Consider the following 17,445-nt stretch of genomic DNA (forward strand, 5'->3'; position numbering starts at 1 on the left):
CCTGGTCGGCTATGACCAGGCGGTGTTCGACAAGATCGTCGCCGATTATGCCGCGTTCGCGCAGAGCATCGGCATCAGCGCCTTCACGCCCATCCCCATCTCCGGCTTCAAGGGCGACAATATCACCGCCCGGTCCGACAACACCCCCTGGTATCAGGGGCCGACCCTGATGGCGCATCTCGAAAGCGTCGAGGTCGATGCCACCACTGCGGCAGCCAAGCCCTTCCGCATGCCGGTCCAGTGGGTCAACCGCCCGAACCTGGACTTTCGCGGCTTTGCCGGCCTGATCGCCAGCGGCTCGGTCAAGCCGGGTGACGCCGTGCGGGTGCTGCCTTCGGGCAAGACATCGACGATCAGTCGCATCGTGACGCTTGACGGCGATCTCGACGAAGCGATCGCCGGCCAGTCGGTCACGCTCTGCTTTGCCGACGAGATCGACTGTTCGCGCGGCGACGTGATCGCGGTCGCCGACAATCCGCCGGAAGTCTCCAGCCAGTTCGAGGCCACCATCGTGTGGATGGATGACGAGGCGATGCTGCCGGGTCGGCCCTACTGGTTGAAAATCGGCACACAAACCGTCTCGGCCACCGTTCAGGCGCCCAAATATGTCGTCAACGTCAACACCATGGAGCATCTGGCCGCCAAGACGCTGGACTTGAATGCCATTGGCGTTGCCGAACTGGCGACCGACAAGCCGATCAGCTTCGAGCCCTATGCCGACAACCGCACGCTCGGCGGCTTCATCCTGATCGACAAGATCTCCAACCGCACCGTGGCGGCGGGCATGCTCCACTTCTCGCTGCGCCGGGCGCAGAATGTCCATTGGCAGGCGACCGACATCGGCCGCGAGGCTCATGCCGCGCTCAAGAACCAGGTTCCCCGCATCCTCTGGTTCACCGGCCTCTCCGGCTCGGGCAAGTCGACCATCGCCAATGAGGTGGAAAAGCGGCTCGCGCTGATGAACCGCCACACCTTCCTCTTGGATGGCGACAATATCCGCCATGGCCTCAACAAGGATCTGGGCTTTACCGAGGCGGACCGGATCGAGAATATCCGCCGCGTCGGCGAGGTTGCCAAGCTGATGGCGGATGCGGGCCTGATCGTGCTGACCGCCTTCATCTCGCCCTTCCGCGCCGAGCGCGAAATGGTGCGCGAGATGCTGCCCGATGGCGAGTTCATCGAGATCTTCGTCGATACGCCGCTGGAGGTTGCCGAGGCGCGCGACGTCAAGGGCCTCTACAAGAAGGCGCGATCGGGTGCCCTCAAGAACTTCACCGGCATCGACAGCCCCTATGAGGCACCCACCAGCCCCGAGATACGGGTCAACACCGTCGAGATGACGCCGGAGGAAGCCGCCGAGCATATCATCCGCAAGATCATGCCGCTCAAATGAGGGAGGGCAGCATGACCGACGCGGACCTGGCCGCCCATCTCGCCGACACCGCCGGCCGCCTGCTGCTGGAGGTCCGCGCCTCGGGCCTGTTCAGCGCCAAGGCGCTCGGCAAGGCCGGCGACCAGACCGCCAACCAGTTCCTCGTCCATGCGCTGCGGGAACAGCGGGCTGACGACGGGTTGCTCTCCGAGGAGATGGCCTGTGACGGCGCGCGGCTGACCCACAGCCGGGTGTGGATCGTCGATCCGGTCGACGGCACTCGCGAATATGGCGAGGAACGTGCCGACTGGGCCGTCCATGTCGGCCTCGCCATCGACGGCGTTGCCACCATCGGCGCGGTTGCGCTGCCCGGCCATGACGACGGCATCGTCCTGCGCACCGACCAGCCGCGTGTCGTGCCGCCGGCGCCCGAGAAACTGCGCATGGTCGTCTCCCGCACCCGCCCCGCCCCCCAGGCGGTCGCGGTCGCAGAGGCGCTGGGCGCCGAGCTGGTCCCCATGGGTTCAGCCGGTGCCAAGGCCATGGCGGTCATCCTGGGCCAGGCCGACATCTATCTCCACGCCGGCGGCCAATATGAATGGGACAGCTGCGCGCCCGCCGCGGTCGCCATCGCTCACGGCCTCCATGCCTCCCGCATCGATGGATCGCCGCTCATCTACAACCAAGAAGACACATACATGCCAGACCTCCTCATATGCAGGCATGAGCATGCCGACAGCGTGCTGGGGGCACTGAAGGGCTAGGGGCGATCGACATTCAGATGATGACGTGACGAAAATGGTGGTTTTCCGTGACCCTTGAAACGAGTCACGTGCCTCGTTTCAACGCAGCGTACTTAAAGTACGTGAGCACCGGAAGCGCGGAGAACCGCCATTTGCAGGCCGTCAGGGCTGAATGTCGATTGCCCCTAGGCGCGGGTCGTCAGTCCGGCACCGACATCAGCGCCCGCCCAGGCGCGCCAGCGATCACCGTCGGGATCGACCGCCACCCGATCCGCCAGGTCGAAGATCTTCACCGCCGGTCGATCGACATGATAGGCGGGCCAGTCCGGCTCGGGCGCGCCATGGCGGACGAAATGGGCGATATGATCGGTCATCCGCCGGCCGAGCGCCGCCCGGCGCCCGCGCATCGGCCCGCCACGGGCAAAGGCGGCGCGTAGGCCGCGCATCGGCCAGGTCAGGGTCAGGTCCAGCCCATGGGCCGCGCCAGCGATCGGATGGCGATAGTCGAAGCGATAGAACCAGGTCGGCGCCTGCCCCGACTGGCGATCGGCGAAATGGCGCGTCGGCATCAGGAAGGTGAGATCGGTGGCGAGCGCGCGGCGCCCCGCCTTGTCGCGCGGATAGGTAGCGAGGATGCGCGCGGCATGATCGGCCGGCAATTGGGCATGGAGCAAGGCTTCGAGTGCCGGCCAGTCGGTCGGCAATATGTCGCCAGGCATCAGTTCGAACAGGCGGATTTCCTCATGCGTGGCGCCGGCGAGCAACGGCACCCGTGCTGCCGGCTCCGCCACCGCATCCGCCAGCGAGGCCGGCAGCAGGTCGCCGTCGAACCAGGGGGCGGCGGGAATAGTGCCGGGATTGGCGCCGCCGGCCGCGCCCTGCGCCTCGAACAGACGGATGAGATCCATGCCGCGCAGCGCGGCCAGATCAGGATTGCCAAGCGCCGCCATATAATCGCGCGCCACCTGTTCGCTGCGGTCCCGACCATGGATCAGGCTCACCGCGCCGCTCTGCATGATCGCCCCGGCAAACAGACCGCGCGCGGCCGGGGCGTGGAGCAATAGCGAGACCGACATGGAGCCGGCCGACTGACCGCCGACCGTCACCCGCGCCGGATCGCCACCGAAGGCCGCAATATTGTCGCGCACCCAGGCGAGCGCCGCAATCTGGTCGCGCAGGCCGAGATTGGAAGGGATGCCTGGCACGACCGCACCGAAATTGACGAAGCCGAGCACGCCCAGCCGATAGTTGATGGTGACGACGATGATGTCGCCATCGCGGGCCGGTCGCGCCATCGGGCACATGGATGTTGAGCGACAGACAATCCTCGGCAAAGTCGGGCAAGGACAGCCGTGCCCGCTTCGCCTGATTGCCATACATTTGCGGACATTGCGGGCCGGGACGCGCAGCATCGCGCACATCATTCCAGGGCGTCGGCGCTTCCGGAGCGGCAAAGCGGTCGGCCCGCGCATAGGGAATGCCGCGCCAGCATCGCACGCCGTTCGCCCGGATGCCGCGCACCGGCCCGGCCGTCGTCGTCACCGTCAATCCGTCCATGCCGCCCCTCCCGTCTTGCGGCGAAGATGCTAGGCGGCGCCGGATGAGGCGCCAACGCACGGGGCGCAGATAGCGGCGGGGCGATGCCCCTGCCCGATCAGGGCTGCATCGACGGGGTGACGACCAGCCGGTCGAGAATTTCCGCCATGCGATCGAGCGGATAATCGGGTTCCTGCCGCAGCCACCAGGCGAGAATCTCGACCGTGGCGCTGACCGCGAAGACGATGCGCAGTTCATCGGGCAGCCAGCCGGCATCATGCGGCCTCTGCTGCGCCAGCTGGCGCGCCTGATCGGTAAATTCCTGCTTGAGCATGGTCGCCGCGCCGCCGGTCAGGAAGGCGGACCAGAGCGCGCGCCGTTCGCCGACATAGGCGAACAGGGTCATGCAGGACTGGCGGGCATCGTCGGCGAACAGGATCGGCAGCGCGCGCTGCAGCAGATCGGCGATCTGTCCGGCAGCGAGATCGTGCAGCAGCGCATCCTTGGACGGATAATGGCGGAAGAAGGTGGCGTAGCCGACCTCCGCCTCGCGCGCGACCTCGCGGATCGTCACCTGATCATAGGGGCGGGTTTCCAGCAGGTGGAGCATCGCGTCGAGCAGCTGGCGGCGGGAGCGCAGCTGGCGCGCGTCGGTCGGCAGATTATCCATCGGGGCCATGGCTTAGGGCCTTCGCACCCGCCTGAACAGAGGGGAGGATCGCCGGGCCGATGATCCGCCCCCGCCCCATTGCCCGGCGCCCCTGCCCGACTAGGGTCCGGCCCGACAGGAGAGGAAGCACGCCATGGACAACCGGATCGAAACGCTGATCGCCAAGGAAGAGATCAGGGAACTGGCCCAGCTCTATTCGCGCGGGGTCGACCGGCAGGACTTCGCGCTGATCCGGTCGCTCTATACCGACGACGCGACCGACAGCCATGGCGCCTATTATGACGGGCCGGTCGACGGCTATGTCGCCTTTCTCGAAGCGTCGCTGCCGCACATGCATATCGGCAATCATTTCGTCTGCAACCATCTGGTCGAGGTCGACGGCGATACCGGCGAAGGCGAGGTTTATGCCATTGCCTGGCACCTGATCCCCGACGGCAAGGGCGGGCTGCTGCACGATATCCAGGGGGTGCGCTATATCGACAGCTATCGCCGCGTCGATGGCCAGTGGCGCTTTGCCAAGCGGGTGGTGAGCTTCGACATGAAGCTGCTGCAACCCGCCGCCGACCATGGCGACAAGCCGGTGCCGGTGAATGATCCCAGCTATGCCCTGCTGGCGCCGCTGTTTGCGCGCGGGGCGGGCCGCTAGCCGCTTCGCCGCAGCGATGTCGCCGCCACTTCCTTGACAGTCAAATCAACAATCCTGTTGATGATGGCCAAGAAGAGGGGCGCGACAGGCGCCCGCTGGAGCGGATGATGGCCTTTTCGACGATCGACCTGACCCCGCGCATCGGCACCGAGATCCGGACCGACGCGGCAACCCTGGTGTCGGGCGCCCACGCCGACACGATCCTGGCGCTGTTGCAGCAGCGCGGCGTGCTGATCGTGCGCGGGCTGCACATGAGTCGCGAGGATCAGCTGGCCTTTTCCCACACGCTGGGCCGGGTCCAGCCACAGGGCGAAGGCGGCATCTTCAAGGTGACGATCGACCCCAAGGAGAATCCCGGCGCCGAATATATCAAGGGCGCCTTCTTCTGGCATATCGACGGGGCGAGCGACGATGTGCCCAATTTCGCCGCGACACTGAACGCCAAGTCGCTGTCCAGGACTGGCGGCAGCACCTATTTCGCCAACACCTATGCCGCCTGGGACGATCTGCCCGACGAAGAGAAGGCCGCCTATGACGGGCTGCGTGTGGTCCACAGCTTCGAGACGTCGCAGCGCTATGTGAACCCCGAACCCACCGTGGCGGAGCTGAATTTCTGGCAGATGCGCACGCCCAAGGTCCATCCCTTGGTCTGGACCCATGAGACCGGGCGCAAGTCGCTGGTGCTGGGGTCGACCGCCGACCATGTCGAGGGGATGGACCCGGCGCAGGGCCGCGTGCTGCTGTCCCGGCTGCGCGAATGGGCGATCCAGCCGCAATTCGTCTATCGCCATGACTGGACGGAAGGCGACCTGCTGATCTGGGACAATAGCGGCACGATGCACCGGGTCGATCCCTATCCGCTGGAAGAAAATCGCATGATGCACCGCACGACGATCGAGGCGATCGAGCAACTGGTCGGCGCCTGAAAGCGACACCGAAATTGACAGATAGGAAGGAATTGCGATGACGAGGTCTCTCAACGGCCGCACGGCCGTGGTCACGGGTGCAGGATCGGGCATTGGCCGCGCGATCGCGCTGCGCCTGGCCGAAGATACGGCGAAGATCGCGGTGTGGGACATCAATGGCGACGGCGCGGCCGAGACGGTCAAGCTGATCGAGGCGGCCGGTGGCACCGCCATCGCCATCACCGCCGATTGTTCGGACAAGGCGGCGATCCATGCGGCGGCGGAAGAGACGCGCGCCAAGCTGGGGCCGATCGCCATCCTGGTGAACAATGCCGGCATCGCCCCCTTCACCCCGTTCATGGACATCGATGACGACCTGTTCGACAAGGTCATCCACATCAACCTGCGCGGCCCCTATCTGCTGACCAAGGAAGTGCTGCCCGACATGCTGGCCGCCGGCTGGGGCCGGGTGATCAACATCACCTCCTCCTCGGTCCAGTCGGGTTCCTTCGCCCAGGGCCATTATGTCTCGTCCAAGGGTGGCCTGATGGGCATGACCAAGGCGCTGGCGCTGGAATTCGCGCCGAGCGGCGTGACCTTCAACATGGTGCCGCCCGGCTTCATCGACACGCCGATGCTGCGCGCCGCGCCGATCGATGCCGACGCCTTTGCCCAGACGCTGCCGATGAAGCGGATCGGCAAGCCCGAGGATATCGCCGCCGCCTGCGCCTATCTGGCGTCGGAAGAGGCCAGCTACATCACCGGCCAGACGATCAGCACCAATGGCGGCCGCTATATGGGGTCGCATTAACAGGGCCGCATCTGGCGATGAGAGCCGGGACGCTTGCATGGGCGGCCCGGCCATTTATGCTCCAGCCATGGTCCAGAAACGTCGCGTCGGCGCCGAAAGCTCCGAAACCCGCGCCCGGATCGTGGAGGCCACCGAACAGGTGATCCGCGACGAAGGCTATGCCGCCGCCAGTTCGCGCCGGGTGGCGCTGCGCGCCGAGCTGCCGCCCTCGCTGGTCCATTATTATTTCCCGACCACCGACGACCTGCTGCTGGCGGTGTTCCGCCGCGGCGCCGAACAGAGCGACGCGATGATCGAGGCGGCGCTGACCAGCGCCGATCCGGTGCGGGCGCTGTGGCGTTTCTTTTCCGACCCCAGCCGCAACGCACTGGCGATGGAATTCGTCGCCATGGCCAATCATCGCAAGGCGATCCGCGCCGAGATCGCCCGCCACAGCGAAGCGATGCGGGATCGCCAGGCGCAGTTGATGGAGCAGTTGCTGGGCGATCGACTCGCCGATCACAAGGTGACGGCGGCGGGCCTCAGCCTGTTGCTCGCGGCGGTCGGCCGCACCCTGGTGATGGAGGCCGACATGGGGGTCGCGAGCGGGCATGCCGACGCGCGCGCTTCGGTCGAGGCGCTGCTTGACGAATTGCTGCCGCCCGAAAAATGAGAGGCATTGACTTTTCCATGCAGGCATGTTGAACATGTGTTCAAACGCGCAGGGATGCATAGGAGAGCAAGGCATGTCCGCCACCACCATTACCCGTTTCGTGCATGAAGATATCAAGCCGAGCATCGGCAGCCGCATCCTCAACAGCAAGGAGGAACTGCTGGCCGGCGAACTGGCGCCGCAGATTCGCGAGCTGCTGGAACAGCGCGGCGTGCTGGTCTTCCCGAAGATCGACTTCACCGACGAGGAACAGATCGCCTTCACCAAGACGCTGGGCGCCTTTGCCCCCGAGCATCGCGGCGGCGAGGAAATCCACAAGATCACCCTCGACGTGAAGGAAAATCCGCAGAGCGCCGAATATCTCAAGGGCTCGCTCTACTGGCATATCGACGGCACGATGAACGATGTGCCGATCCTCGCCTCCTTGCTGTCGTGCAAGGTGCCGGCCACCTGGGGCGGCAATACCGGCTTCTGCAACACCTATGCCGCCTATGAGGCGCTGACCGACGAACAGAAGGCGGAGTATGAGAAGCTGCGCGTGATCCACTCGGTCTGGGCGACGGTTTTCTATTATGAGCCCGAGCCCAGCCTCGCCAAGCTGAAGGGCATGCGCCAGGTCGGCGAGAATGAGCTGCCCCTGGTGTGGAACCACAAGTCGGGCCGCAAGTCGCTGGTGCTGGGCTGCACCGCCCAGCGGGTCAAGGATCTCGATCCCTATGCCAGCGCCGAAATCCTGGTTGGGCTGCGCGAATGGGCGACCCGCGAGGAATTCAGCTACAGCCATGAATGGAGCGTCGGCGACCTGGTCATCTGGGACAATACCGGCACCATGCACCGGGCCGAGAAATATGATCCCGACTGCAACCGCATGATGCACCGCACCAAGCTGCAGGGCGAAGAACCCTTCGAATAAGGATCGGCCCCACGGCCTTTCCACGCCCGCCGCCCAACCGGGTTGGCGGGCGTTTTGCCCTGCCCCCGGAGCATCGTCATGAGCAATCCGCTGACCTTCGGCTATCTCTATGATTTCCGGAACCCGCCCCAATGGGAACGGCGCCCGGCCGATCTCTATGCCGAGATACTGGACTTCGTCGCGTGGAGCGAGACGGCGGGCTTTGCCGGTGCCTGGGTGCCCGAACATCATGGCGCGCAGGATGGTTACATGCCCGCGCCCAATGTCGCGCTGGCGGCGATCGCGGCGCGCACCAGCCGGATCAGGCTGGGATCGGCGATCGCGCTCGCCCCGCTCTATCATCCGGTCCGCTTTGCCGAGGAATGCGCGGTGCTGGATATCCTGTCCGACGGCCGGCTGGAGATGGCACTGGCGATCGGCTATCGCCGCCGCGAGACCCAGGCCTATGGCGTCGATTTCGGCAAGCGCGGCGCGCGCTTCGACGAGTTTCTGGAAATCGTCCAGCGGTTATGGGCGGGCGAAACGGTCGATTTTGCCGGGCAACATTACAGCATCGCCGGCGCGTCCCTGCGCCCGGCCGCGCCGCGCGGCCGCATCCCCCTCTATATTGGCGGCTTTGCCGAAAAGGCGCTGGCGCGGGTGGCGAAATATGCCGACGGCTATTTCGGCAATGAGGAGGTGTGCGGCCTCTATGCCGACAAGCTGCGCGCCGAGGGGAAAGACCCGGCCGCCGCGCGAATCCGCATCCAGAGCCTGTTCACCCTCGTCGCCGAAGACCCCGAGGCGGCGATGGCAGAGATGGCCCCCTATTTCCACCATGTGAACGAGACTTACGGCGCATGGCTGGCCGAGGATCAGGCGTCCGGCATCGACAAGGTAGCGTTGAAACCCATGTCGCTCGACGCCTTCAAGCGCAGCGGCATCCTGCAGATCCTGACCCCCGACGCGGCGATCGACCATTTCCGCGCGATGCAGCAGCGCATCAATGTCGAACATATCATGATGATGCTGCCGCCCGGCCTGCCCCCGGCAAAATTCCAGCCCTATGCCCAGTTGTTCGCCGACAGGGTGATACCTGCCTTCTGAAGGGCGGCGTCAGTTCCCCTGCAAGGCGCGGCGGAGGGCGGCGAGGCGCATCGCCTGGAGCGCCTGCATCTGCGGCGTATCGGCGCCGGCCAGGCCGAAGCCATGATAGGCGCCGGGCGTGACATGCAGCTCGACCGCGATGCCAAGCGCCATCAGCCGGCGGGCGAAGTCGATATCCTCCTCCAGGAACAGGTCGAGCGCGCCGACGCTGATGAAGGCGGGCGGCAGGCCGGACAGGTCGGGGCAGCGGGCCGGCACGGCATCGGTCGGGACATGGTCGGTCCCCGCTTCCTGCCCCAGCAGTGCCCCCCAGCCATAGCGGTTCTGCACCGGGGTCCAGACGAACCGGCCGGTGACGGGGTGGAGCGGCGCGCTGCTGCCGGTGCGATCGTCGAGCATCGGCGCGTCGAGCAGCATGAAGCAGATCGGATAGGCGCCAAGGTCGCGGGCATGGATCGCCAGCGCCACGGCATGGCCGCCACCCGCGCTCTCGCCGCCGACCGCGATGCGGCTGGGGTCGATGCCCAGCGCGTCGGCCTGGTCATGCAGCCAGCCGAGCGCCGCGTAGCAATCGTCGCGCGCACCGGGAAACGGCGTTTCGGGCGCCAGCCGATAATCGACCGACAGGACGACACAGCCCAGCTGCGCCACCCAGGCCCGGTTGGACAGGTCGCTCATATCGGCCATGCCAAGCACGAAGCCGCCGCCATGGATATGGAGATAGGCCGGCCGCAGGGCATCGCCAACGATCTCTGCCGGACGATAGAGCAGGCAGCGCACATCGGGCGATCCGGGCGCGCCAGGCAGGAAGACTTCTTCGCGCTGCACGGCGGCCAGCGCTTCGGGCATCGGCTCGGTCGCGCGGGTGGCAAAGGGCTGGCGGAAGGCAGCGATCGTCTGATCGCTGAGGTCGAGCGGCGGGAAGAGGTCGAGCGCCGCGCGCAATTCGGGGGCCACCAGTTGCCGCGCTTCGTCCATCGTCCCGTTTCCTCTATTGAGCGTCGCGCGGCCGGTCATAGGCGGCGCCATCGAAATGGTCGAGCGGCACCAGGGGTTCGGCGGTGAAGTCGATCACCCGGCCAACGCGGATCGCATGGACCGCATTTTCCGGCTGGAAGGTGAAGCAGTTGGGCGGCACGCGGGTCGCGGTCGATTGCCGCTCCATCGGGATCAGCCGGCCATTGGCGAGGATCGTGCCCCATTGCAGCAGCCGGGCCGCCTCGCGCCGGGGTTCTTCCAGCGCATCGATCCACGGCCGCAGCTTCATCAGCGACTGGCCGGCAATGTCGGCTGGCGCGGTCATGACATGGCTGCGATGGGCGACCTGCAGCAGCGGCATACCGTCGCGCCTGATTTCCGCGACCGCCTCGCCTTCGAGCGGATCACAGGCCAATATCTCATAGCGGGTCGGCGCTGCGTCGCCAGCGTGCGCCGCAGCCAGCACGGCCAGGTCGTGCAAATGGGTGCAGTTCGCCTTCTTCTCGCCGCGCGCCGCCGCCTCAGCCAGCGCGACACCGGTGAAGGTCGCCTGCAGCACCGTCGGCGCACCCGGACAGGTGGTCCAGGGCACCCGCTCCATGATCGCGTCGACGCCGCTGATGCGCGCGCCGTCATGATGCAGGATGAGCGCCATGCTGTGATAATCATCCTCGACCGCGGCGGTCACCCGGCCGGGCAGCGGCGTCACCAGGAAGCGACGGCGAAAGCCGGGCAGCATGTCCAGCATGCCGCTGTCCATCGCGATCAGTCCTTCGCCAGCAGCAGCGCCGCTGCCATCGGGCCGCCACCCGATGTCGCCACGGCCACCTTCGGGTCGCCGGCGATCTGCCGTTCGCCGCCCTCGCCGCGCAACTGCACCACCGATTCATAGGCAAAGCCGAAGCCGTGCAGCCGGCCCCAGCCAAGCTGGCCGCCGCCGGTGTTCATCGGCAGTTCGCCGTCGAGCGCGATGCGCTTGCCGCCTTCGAGGAACTGGCCGCCCTCGCCGACATCGCAGAAGCCCAGCCCTTCGAGCCAGGTGATCGGCTGGAAGGCGAAGCCGTCATAAAATTGGACGGTATCGACATCCATTGCCGTGTAGTCCGTGTTCTTCCACAGGTCGCGCCCGGTCGGATAGGCGCTCGCCCATTCGGCCTGGTCCCAGCTGTAGCGCTCGACCGATCCGGCGCTAGCGGCGATGCGGATCGGCGTCGTCTTCACCTCGTCCAGCGCATCGCCCGCCGACACGATCAGCACGGTCGAGGCATCGGTGAAACGATCGCAATCATAGAGGCAGAAAGGCGAACTGATCATCCGCGCCGCCATATACTCGTCCATGGTCAGCGGCTTCTTGACGATCGCGCGCGGGTTGCGCGCGGCATTGGCATGATCGTTGAGCGCCACCTGGGCGAGCTGTTCGCGGGTCAGGCCATAGCGCTTCATGTGGCGCATCGCGAATTGCGCGGTCCAGTTGGCGGCCGAAAAGGCGCCGAAGGGCGAGACCCATTGCGAATTGCCCGACACATCCTTGCGCCGTTCCATCGGCGGAAATTCTTCGGGGCGGGCCAGCGCCGCCGCTTCATAGACGGTACGGAAGCACAGGACATGGCGGGCAAGGCCGGCCTTCACCGCCATCGCCGCCTCGGCGATCGCGCCCAGTTGTGCCGTCGCCTCCGCCGCGCCGATGTGCCAGCGTGTGTTGAGCCCCAATATCTCGATCACATCGTCGGCACTGACCGGCGAGAAGCCGAGGAAGGTCGACATCTTGCCGGGATAGGTGGCGACACCATCGATCTGGTCGAGGGTCAGGCCGGCGTCGGCGATCGCCTCGCGCACGGCGTCCAGTGTCAGGCCCAGCGGCGACCGGGTCAGCCGCACGCCGACCTCCGACATGCCGATGCCGGTGATATAGGCTTCGCGCGCCATGCTCATGCGACCTTCTCGAACAGGGGGAACCAGATGCCGTCCTGCTCCTCGAAGGTGACGCGGACGCGGTCATCCATGTCGACGGCATCGACCGGGCAATTGACGATATTGGTGGTCAGATAGACGCCGGGTACGTCGTCGAGCCGGACACGGGCGATGACGAAGGGCACCTCCATATCCTTGGCCCAGGCCTGATAGTTGATCGTATAGGTATCGACCGCGCCGGTGCCGGCGACCGCATACGGGCCGACATTTTCCGACTGGCAATGGCGGCAGATCTCGCGCGGGGGATGGGTGAACTGGCCGCAATCGTCGCAGCGGGTGATGTTGAGCTTCCCCTCCGCCCCGCCGGTCCAGAAGGCGCGATTTTCCCGATCGAGGCGCGGGCGCGAACGTTGCCAGACCATCAGACGTCCCAGACCAGGTTCAGGCTTTCGATGCCGATCACATGGCCGCCATGGAAGACCGTGGGCTTGGCCGGATCGAGCCGGAACTCGGGCAGGCGCGCCAGCATCTCCTCATAAAGAACCTGCAATTCGACGCGCGCGAGGTGCGAGCCGAGGCAGCGATGCGGGCCGACGCCAAAGGCGATGTGAACATTGTTCTCGCGATCAAGATCATAGCTGTCGGGCTGCGGAAACTCCTTCGCATCCAGATCGGCTGCGGGCAGGAACAGCTTGAGCATGTCGCCGGGCATCAGCTTGGCCCCGGCCAGTTCGGCCGGCTTCTTGATCACCCGCATCGGCACGGTGAAGGTATAGCGGCGCAGCATTTCCTCGGCGGCTTCGGCCACCAGCTTGGGCTCGGCCCGCAACTTTGCCTGCAATGGCAGGTCGAGCGCCAGGCCGCGCATGGCCAGGCCCATGCCGTTCATCACCGTGTCGAGGCCCGCGATGAACAGCAGCACGCCGTAATTTTCCATGTCGGCAAGCGTGCTCGGCTGGCCGTCCACCTCCAGCTTCCACAGCATGGAAATGATATCGTCCTTCGGATTATCCCTGCGCTCCAGCACGGTATCGCGCATCGCTGCGGCAATGCGCTGCAACCGGCGCATGGAGCCTTCGCGATCGGTATCGATCGCCTCCATATGCTCCTTCACGATCTGGCGATATTCCGGCAGCCGTTCCAGCGGCAGGCCCAGCATCTTGAGGAAGACCTGCACCGGCAGCGGCTCGGCCACCGTGCTCATGAACTCGCACTGGCCATCGGCCTTGATCGCGTCGATCAGCTCGCCGGCCAGTTCGCGAATGCTGTCCTTCAGGGCCGCGATCGTCTTGGGCGAGAAGACCTTCTGCAGCGGCTGGCGATATTTGGTGTGCTCGGGCGGATCGAGCGTGATCGGGATCGGCTGTGGAATATGCGGCGCGCCCGGCGGCAGCGAGGCGAGCAGCGCCTTCATCTTGTCGGCCGGCACGAACTCGCTGGAATAGGTCTCGGTGTCGCGCGACGCTTCATAATTGGCGGCATGGGTCAGCGCGACCCAGCCGCCGCCATTGCGCGGTGTCCAGAAGACCGGCGGCGCCGTCTTCAGCAGGTTAAGGATGCGCGCATGCGGATCGGCCAGCAGGCCCGGATCGGCATGGACATCGAAATCATAGACGAGCGCGTCGGGCACATGGGCCGGCTGTGGCGCGGCGGGGCTCAAGGTGGCGTGGGCCATGATTCTCTCCGTCTGTCCCTGCTTGGGCGGGCGTGCGCGAGGCACGTCCCTTCTTGTCGGACCCGTTTTGCCCGGCCATCCGGCAAAGGCAAATGATCGCGCATGACTACGGCGACATAACGCACTGACGATCCGCCGGACGCAGCCGTATCGCGATGGCGATTGTGCCGGGGAGCACGTTGATCGGGGCTGCAATCTCCTTTCTAAGGAAGGTCAGAATAGCCGGAGAGGGCAGATGAGAATCCGCATCGAAAAGTCAGGCTGCGTGGGCAATGCCCGCTGCGCCGCCGTGTCCGAGGACATGTATCCGCTGGACGAGGACGGCTATATCGCGACCGAGGGTTTCGACGTGGCAGACGGCGAGCAGCAGACCGCCAAGCGCGGCGCGCGCGCCTGCCCCGAACGCATCATCGTCGTCGAGGAAGATGATGGCAGCATCAGCTGGCCGCCCAAGGCCAAGGCATAATCAGAGAATCCGGGAGAGCGAGATGAGCGACATTTTGGGCTATAAGGGCAAGCGCGTGATCGTGAGCGGCTGCTTCTCCGGCATGGGGGAGGCGACCGCCAAGCTGCTGCTGGAACTGGGCGCCGAGGTTCATGGCCTGGACTTCAGGGACAGCAGCCTGCCGCTCGCCTCCTTCACCAATGTCGACCTGCGCGACCCGGCCTCGATCGAGGCGGCGGTCGCCGGCATCGGCGGCAAGGTCGATGCGCTGTTCAACTGCGCCGGCCTGCCCCAGTCCTTCCCGCCGCTCGACGTGATGAAGGTAAACTTCATCGGCCTGCGCCACCTGACCGAACAGGTGCTGCCGCTGATGGGACCGGGCGGCGCGATCGCCAGCATCGCCTCCACCGGCGGGCTGGGCTGGAGCCGCCGCATCCCGACCAACATGGGGTTCGTCACCACCAAGGGCTATGACGCCGCCGTCGCCTGGTGCGAGGCGCATCTCGATGATGTGGTCAAGGAAGGCTACAGCTTCTCCAAGGAGAATGTGATCGTCTGGACCCAGTTTATGGGCGCGCATCTCATCAAGAAGGGCATCCGCATCAACTGCACCCTGCCCTCGCCCACCCAGACGCCGATGATGGCGACGTTCGAGGCCGCGTCCGGCAAGGATGTGGTCGCCGCCGCCGCCGAACCGATGGGCCGTTACTCGACCCCGGCCGAACAGGCGGGCGGCATCGTGCTGCTGAACAGCGATCTGGCCGGCATCGTCAATGGCGTGGTCTTCCCGGTCGATGGCGGCTTCATGGGCGGCGTCGCCACCGGCCAGGTGGACCTGAGCGTCATGATGCGGCGTTCGGCGCCCGCCGAGGCCTGAACCCCATGAATTTCGACCTGACCGACGATCAGGAGATGATGCGCGACATGTTCGCGCGCTTCCTGGACGAACATAGCAGCATGGCGCGGGTCCGCGCCGCCGCGCCGACCGGCTTCGACCCGGCCCTGTGGCAGGGGCTGGCGGAGCTGGGGGCGCTGTCGATCCGCGTGCCCGAAGAGGCCGGCGGGCTGGGCCTTGGCCTGTTCGACGCGACCATCCTGATGGAGGAAGCGGGACGGACATTGGCTTCGGGGCCGCTGGCCGAAGCGCTGATCGCGGCGCGCTTGCTGGCGCAGCTGGGCGGCGAGGCGACGGCCGACCTGCTTGGCCGGGTGCTGGCGGGCGATGCGGTCGCCGGCTTCGCGTTCGAGGATGTGGCGGACACACCCGCCCAGTGGATCGGCGGTGGCCTGGTGGCCGAAGCCGTGCTGGCCCGGTCAGGCGACGACATCATCCTCGTCACCGTGCCGGCCGAGGCGCGCAAGGCGGAGGATAATCTGGCCTCCACCCCGATCGCGGAGATCGACCTGTCGGCGCATCCGCGCACGGTGCTGGCATCGGGGGCCGAGGCGCTGGCGACCTTCGCCGCCGGGATCGAGGAATGGAAGCTGCTGATCGCCGCCGGTCTGGCCGGCATCGGCCGCGAGGCATTGAAGCTCGCGGCCGCCTATGCCTGCGAGCGCAAGCAGTTCGACCAATATATCGGCCAGTTCCAGGCCATTTCCCATCCGCTGGCCGACATATTGTGCGAAATCGACGGCGGCAAGTTCCTGGTGTGGAAGGCGATCCGCGACCTCGCCGACGGCGCCCCCGAAGCCGGCGCTGCCATCTCGATCGCCACCTGGTGGAACGCCCAAAGCGCGTCCAAGGCGGTGGCGCAATCGCTCCACACCTTCGGCGGCTATGGCCTCACCACCGAATATGACATCTTCCTCTATAATCTGCGCGCCAAGGCCTGGCCGCTGATCGGCGGCGATCCGCAGCGCTGGCTCGACGAGGCCGGCCGCCGGCTCTACGCCGCTGAAGCCGCCGCCCTGCCCGACGCCGGGCCGATGCCGGTCGATTTCGACCTGGGCGAAGCCGCGCAGACGATCAAGGACGAGATCAACGCCTTCTTCGCCGCAAACGTCACGCCGGAGATGCGGGCGACCTTCCACTATAGCTGGGAGGGCTATAACCCCACCCTCAACCGCAAGCTGGCGGCGCAGAATCTCCTCTATCTCGGCCTGCCCAAGGATGTCGGTGGCCGGGGCCTGTCCGCCTATGAGAAGACGGCGGCGATGGATGCCTTCGAGGAGCAGGGCTATAATAACCCCGCCGCCAATGTGACGCAGATGGTGTCGCTCATCATCCACCGCTTCGGCACCGAGGAGCTGAAGCAGGCGGTGCTGCCGGAAATCATGCGCGGCGAGGTGATCTGCTCGCTCGGCTATTCCGAACCCGGATCGGGCTCCGACGTGTTCGCGGCGCAATGCCGCGCGACGCAGGAGGCGGATGGCAGCTGGCGGATCGACGGCACCAAGATGTTCACGTCGGGTGCCAACCTGTCCACCTATGTGCTGATGCTCTGCCGCACCAATCCGGACGTGGCCAAGCATAAGGGCCTCACCATGTTCATCGTGCCGTTGAAGGCCGATGGCGTGACGGTGCAGCCGGTCCACACCTTCCAGGACGAGCGCACCAACATCACCTTCTACGATGGCGTGCGCATCCCCGACAGCTGGCGACTGGGCGAGATCGACGGCGGCGTGCGCACCATGAGCGCCAGCCTGGAGCTGGAACATGGCGGCGGCTTCGCCAAATATCAGCGCAAGATGCTGCAGGCCGGCGAAGCGCTATGCCGAGACGTTATCCACAAGGGCAGGCCGCTGATCGAGGATGGCGGCGCGCAGGCGCGGCTGGCCCGCACCGCCGCCAATCTGTGGGCGTCGGAACTGATTACCTATCGCGCCCAATGGGTCATGTCGGAAAAGAAGCCGAACCATGCCTATGGCCCGATGGCCAAGATGTTCAGTTCGGAGAAATTCCTGACCGACGCGCGCGACCTGCTCGACCTCACCGCCCCGGCCTCGCTCTCCAAGCGCAAGGGACCGGCGGAGGAGATCAACATGTTCTATCGCCACGCCCAGGGATCGACCATCTATGGCGGCACCAGCGAGGTGCATCGCAGCATGATCGCGGAAAAGGGCCTGGGCCTGCCGCGCACCCGCGCTTGAGGAAGATCG

18 protein-coding genes and 1 pseudogene are annotated in these 17,445 nt (G+C 66.0%); 11 read left to right on the forward strand and 8 right to left on the reverse strand.

Annotated features, from left to right (window positions below; genetic code table 11):
* Positions 1-1,393, forward strand: a 1,393-nt coding sequence (cysC, locus tag AC13EK_RS18705) for an adenylyl-sulfate kinase (RefSeq protein ID WP_483022322.1), incomplete at its 5' end; no start/stop codon positions are given.
* A gap of 11 nt (positions 1,394-1,404) precedes the next feature.
* Complete coding sequence (locus tag AC13EK_RS18710) at positions 1,405-2,136, forward strand: 3'(2'),5'-bisphosphate nucleotidase CysQ (RefSeq protein ID WP_170828768.1); 732 nt, start codon at positions 1,405-1,407, stop codon at positions 2,134-2,136.
* 164 nt (positions 2,137-2,300) lie between these two features.
* Here AC13EK_RS18710 and AC13EK_RS18715 read toward each other — a convergent pair whose 3' ends face one another.
* The 3 genes and pseudogenes from AC13EK_RS18715 to AC13EK_RS18725 all read right to left on the reverse strand — a co-directional run bounded on the left by AC13EK_RS18715 (position 2,301) and on the right by AC13EK_RS18725 (position 4,330).
* Positions 2,301-3,410: a carboxylesterase family protein gene (locus AC13EK_RS18715; RefSeq protein ID WP_268801856.1), complete on the reverse strand. Its 1,110-nt coding sequence runs from the start codon at positions 3,408-3,410 to the stop codon at positions 2,301-2,303.
* A gap of 52 nt (positions 3,411-3,462) precedes the next feature.
* A pseudogene (locus AC13EK_RS18720) lies at positions 3,463-3,672 on the reverse strand (carboxylesterase family protein); the annotation flags it as partial.
* Between the two features lie 97 nt (positions 3,673-3,769).
* The gene (locus AC13EK_RS18725) at positions 3,770-4,330 is read right to left on the reverse strand and encodes a TetR/AcrR family transcriptional regulator (protein WP_069338561.1); all 561 of its coding nucleotides are present in this window, start codon (positions 4,328-4,330) and stop codon (positions 3,770-3,772) included.
* 124 nt (positions 4,331-4,454) lie between these two features.
* Between AC13EK_RS18725 and AC13EK_RS18730 the strand changes: the two genes are divergently transcribed.
* The 6 genes from AC13EK_RS18730 to AC13EK_RS18755 all read left to right on the forward strand — a co-directional run bounded on the left by AC13EK_RS18730 (position 4,455) and on the right by AC13EK_RS18755 (position 9,334).
* Positions 4,455-4,967 carry a nuclear transport factor 2 family protein gene (locus tag AC13EK_RS18730; RefSeq protein WP_069338562.1) on the forward strand — a complete coding sequence of 171 codons (513 nt, stop codon included), beginning with the start codon at positions 4,455-4,457 and terminating at the stop codon, positions 4,965-4,967.
* 104 nt (positions 4,968-5,071) lie between these two features.
* Positions 5,072-5,893 (forward strand): TauD/TfdA dioxygenase family protein, encoded by an 822-nt coding sequence (locus AC13EK_RS18735; protein WP_170828769.1) that lies wholly within the window; start codon positions 5,072-5,074, stop codon positions 5,891-5,893.
* Between the two features lie 37 nt (positions 5,894-5,930).
* Entirely contained in the window at positions 5,931-6,683 is a 753-nt protein-coding gene (locus tag AC13EK_RS18740; protein ID WP_004209025.1) for an SDR family NAD(P)-dependent oxidoreductase, read from the forward strand.
* A 67-nt stretch (positions 6,684-6,750) separates the two neighbouring features.
* A complete protein-coding gene (locus AC13EK_RS18745) occupies positions 6,751-7,335 on the forward strand; it encodes a TetR/AcrR family transcriptional regulator (protein ID WP_230588698.1) in 585 nt (194 codons plus the stop codon).
* A gap of 73 nt (positions 7,336-7,408) precedes the next feature.
* Entirely contained in the window at positions 7,409-8,248 is an 840-nt protein-coding gene (locus AC13EK_RS18750) for a TauD/TfdA dioxygenase family protein (RefSeq protein WP_037521676.1), read from the forward strand.
* A gap of 78 nt (positions 8,249-8,326) precedes the next feature.
* A complete protein-coding gene (locus AC13EK_RS18755; RefSeq protein ID WP_069338563.1) occupies positions 8,327-9,334 on the forward strand; it encodes an LLM class flavin-dependent oxidoreductase in 1,008 nt (335 codons plus the stop codon).
* A 9-nt stretch (positions 9,335-9,343) separates the two neighbouring features.
* Here AC13EK_RS18755 and AC13EK_RS18760 read toward each other — a convergent pair whose 3' ends face one another.
* Genes AC13EK_RS18760 through AC13EK_RS18780 form a run of 5 tightly spaced genes read right to left on the reverse strand, consistent with a single transcriptional unit; the run spans position 9,344 to position 13,898 of the window.
* Positions 9,344-10,312, reverse strand: a complete 969-nt coding sequence (locus tag AC13EK_RS18760; RefSeq protein ID WP_069338564.1) for an alpha/beta hydrolase — start codon at positions 10,310-10,312, stop codon at positions 9,344-9,346.
* A gap of 13 nt (positions 10,313-10,325) precedes the next feature.
* On the reverse strand, positions 10,326-11,072 hold the full coding sequence (locus tag AC13EK_RS18765; protein WP_069338565.1) for a DUF2889 domain-containing protein: 747 nt from the start codon (positions 11,070-11,072) through the stop codon (positions 10,326-10,328).
* 5 nt (positions 11,073-11,077) lie between these two features.
* Positions 11,078-12,244, reverse strand: coding sequence for a thiolase family protein (locus tag AC13EK_RS18770; RefSeq protein WP_069338566.1), 1,167 nt, complete (start codon positions 12,242-12,244; stop codon positions 11,078-11,080).
* The gene (locus AC13EK_RS18775) at positions 12,241-12,645 is read right to left on the reverse strand and encodes a Zn-ribbon domain-containing OB-fold protein (RefSeq protein ID WP_069338567.1); all 405 of its coding nucleotides are present in this window, start codon (positions 12,643-12,645) and stop codon (positions 12,241-12,243) included. Before AC13EK_RS18775 ends, AC13EK_RS18770 begins: the two co-directional genes overlap by 4 nt.
* On the reverse strand, positions 12,645-13,898 hold the full coding sequence (locus AC13EK_RS18780; protein WP_069338568.1) for a cytochrome P450: 1,254 nt from the start codon (positions 13,896-13,898) through the stop codon (positions 12,645-12,647). The genes AC13EK_RS18775 and AC13EK_RS18780 overlap by 1 nt, the downstream gene beginning before the upstream one ends.
* A gap of 235 nt (positions 13,899-14,133) precedes the next feature.
* On the opposite strand from AC13EK_RS18780, the gene AC13EK_RS18785 reads away from it, so the two are divergent.
* The 3 genes from AC13EK_RS18785 to AC13EK_RS18795 are packed head-to-tail and all read left to right on the forward strand — an operon-like array spanning position 14,134 to position 17,436.
* The gene (locus AC13EK_RS18785) at positions 14,134-14,364 is read left to right on the forward strand and encodes a ferredoxin (RefSeq protein WP_004209034.1); all 231 of its coding nucleotides are present in this window, start codon (positions 14,134-14,136) and stop codon (positions 14,362-14,364) included.
* Positions 14,365-14,386: 22 nt separating this feature from the next.
* Positions 14,387-15,220 (forward strand): coniferyl-alcohol dehydrogenase, encoded by an 834-nt coding sequence (locus AC13EK_RS18790; RefSeq protein WP_069338569.1) that lies wholly within the window; start codon positions 14,387-14,389, stop codon positions 15,218-15,220.
* 5 nt (positions 15,221-15,225) lie between these two features.
* Complete coding sequence (locus AC13EK_RS18795; RefSeq protein ID WP_069338570.1) at positions 15,226-17,436, forward strand: acyl-CoA dehydrogenase family protein; 2,211 nt, start codon at positions 15,226-15,228, stop codon at positions 17,434-17,436.
* The last annotated feature ends 9 nt before the right edge of the window (positions 17,437-17,445 follow it).

The organism is Sphingobium sp. L-44 (genome assembly GCF_056859495.1).

Excerpts from the sequence above, each read along its gene's own strand:
- AC13EK_RS18755 (WP_069338563.1), top strand. The coding sequence starts at position 8,327 with ATGAGCAATCCGCTGACCTTCGGCTATCTCTATGATTTCCGGAACCCG.
- AC13EK_RS18715 (WP_268801856.1), bottom strand. The coding sequence starts at position 3,410 with ATGGCGCGACCGGCCCGCGATGGCGACATCATCGTCGTCACCATCAAC.
- AC13EK_RS18770 (WP_069338566.1), bottom strand. The coding sequence starts at position 12,244 with ATGAGCATGGCGCGCGAAGCCTATATCACCGGCATCGGCATGTCGGAG.
- AC13EK_RS18760 (WP_069338564.1), bottom strand. The coding sequence starts at position 10,312 with ATGGACGAAGCGCGGCAACTGGTGGCCCCCGAATTGCGCGCGGCGCTC.
- AC13EK_RS18750 (WP_037521676.1), top strand. The coding sequence starts at position 7,409 with ATGTCCGCCACCACCATTACCCGTTTCGTGCATGAAGATATCAAGCCG.
- AC13EK_RS18795 (WP_069338570.1), top strand. The coding sequence starts at position 15,226 with ATGAATTTCGACCTGACCGACGATCAGGAGATGATGCGCGACATGTTC.
- AC13EK_RS18790 (WP_069338569.1), top strand. The coding sequence starts at position 14,387 with ATGAGCGACATTTTGGGCTATAAGGGCAAGCGCGTGATCGTGAGCGGC.
- AC13EK_RS18740 (WP_004209025.1), top strand. The coding sequence starts at position 5,931 with ATGACGAGGTCTCTCAACGGCCGCACGGCCGTGGTCACGGGTGCAGGA.
- AC13EK_RS18730 (WP_069338562.1), top strand. The coding sequence starts at position 4,455 with ATGGACAACCGGATCGAAACGCTGATCGCCAAGGAAGAGATCAGGGAA.
- AC13EK_RS18745 (WP_230588698.1), top strand. The coding sequence starts at position 6,751 with ATGGTCCAGAAACGTCGCGTCGGCGCCGAAAGCTCCGAAACCCGCGCC.
- AC13EK_RS18785 (WP_004209034.1), top strand. The coding sequence starts at position 14,134 with ATGAGAATCCGCATCGAAAAGTCAGGCTGCGTGGGCAATGCCCGCTGC.
- AC13EK_RS18725 (WP_069338561.1), bottom strand. The coding sequence starts at position 4,330 with ATGGCCCCGATGGATAATCTGCCGACCGACGCGCGCCAGCTGCGCTCC.
- AC13EK_RS18780 (WP_069338568.1), bottom strand. The coding sequence starts at position 13,898 with ATGGCCCACGCCACCTTGAGCCCCGCCGCGCCACAGCCGGCCCATGTG.
- AC13EK_RS18735 (WP_170828769.1), top strand. The coding sequence starts at position 5,072 with ATGATGGCCTTTTCGACGATCGACCTGACCCCGCGCATCGGCACCGAG.
- AC13EK_RS18775 (WP_069338567.1), bottom strand. The coding sequence starts at position 12,645 with ATGGTCTGGCAACGTTCGCGCCCGCGCCTCGATCGGGAAAATCGCGCC.
- AC13EK_RS18765 (WP_069338565.1), bottom strand. The coding sequence starts at position 11,072 with ATGGACAGCGGCATGCTGGACATGCTGCCCGGCTTTCGCCGTCGCTTC.
- AC13EK_RS18710 (WP_170828768.1), top strand. The coding sequence starts at position 1,405 with ATGACCGACGCGGACCTGGCCGCCCATCTCGCCGACACCGCCGGCCGC.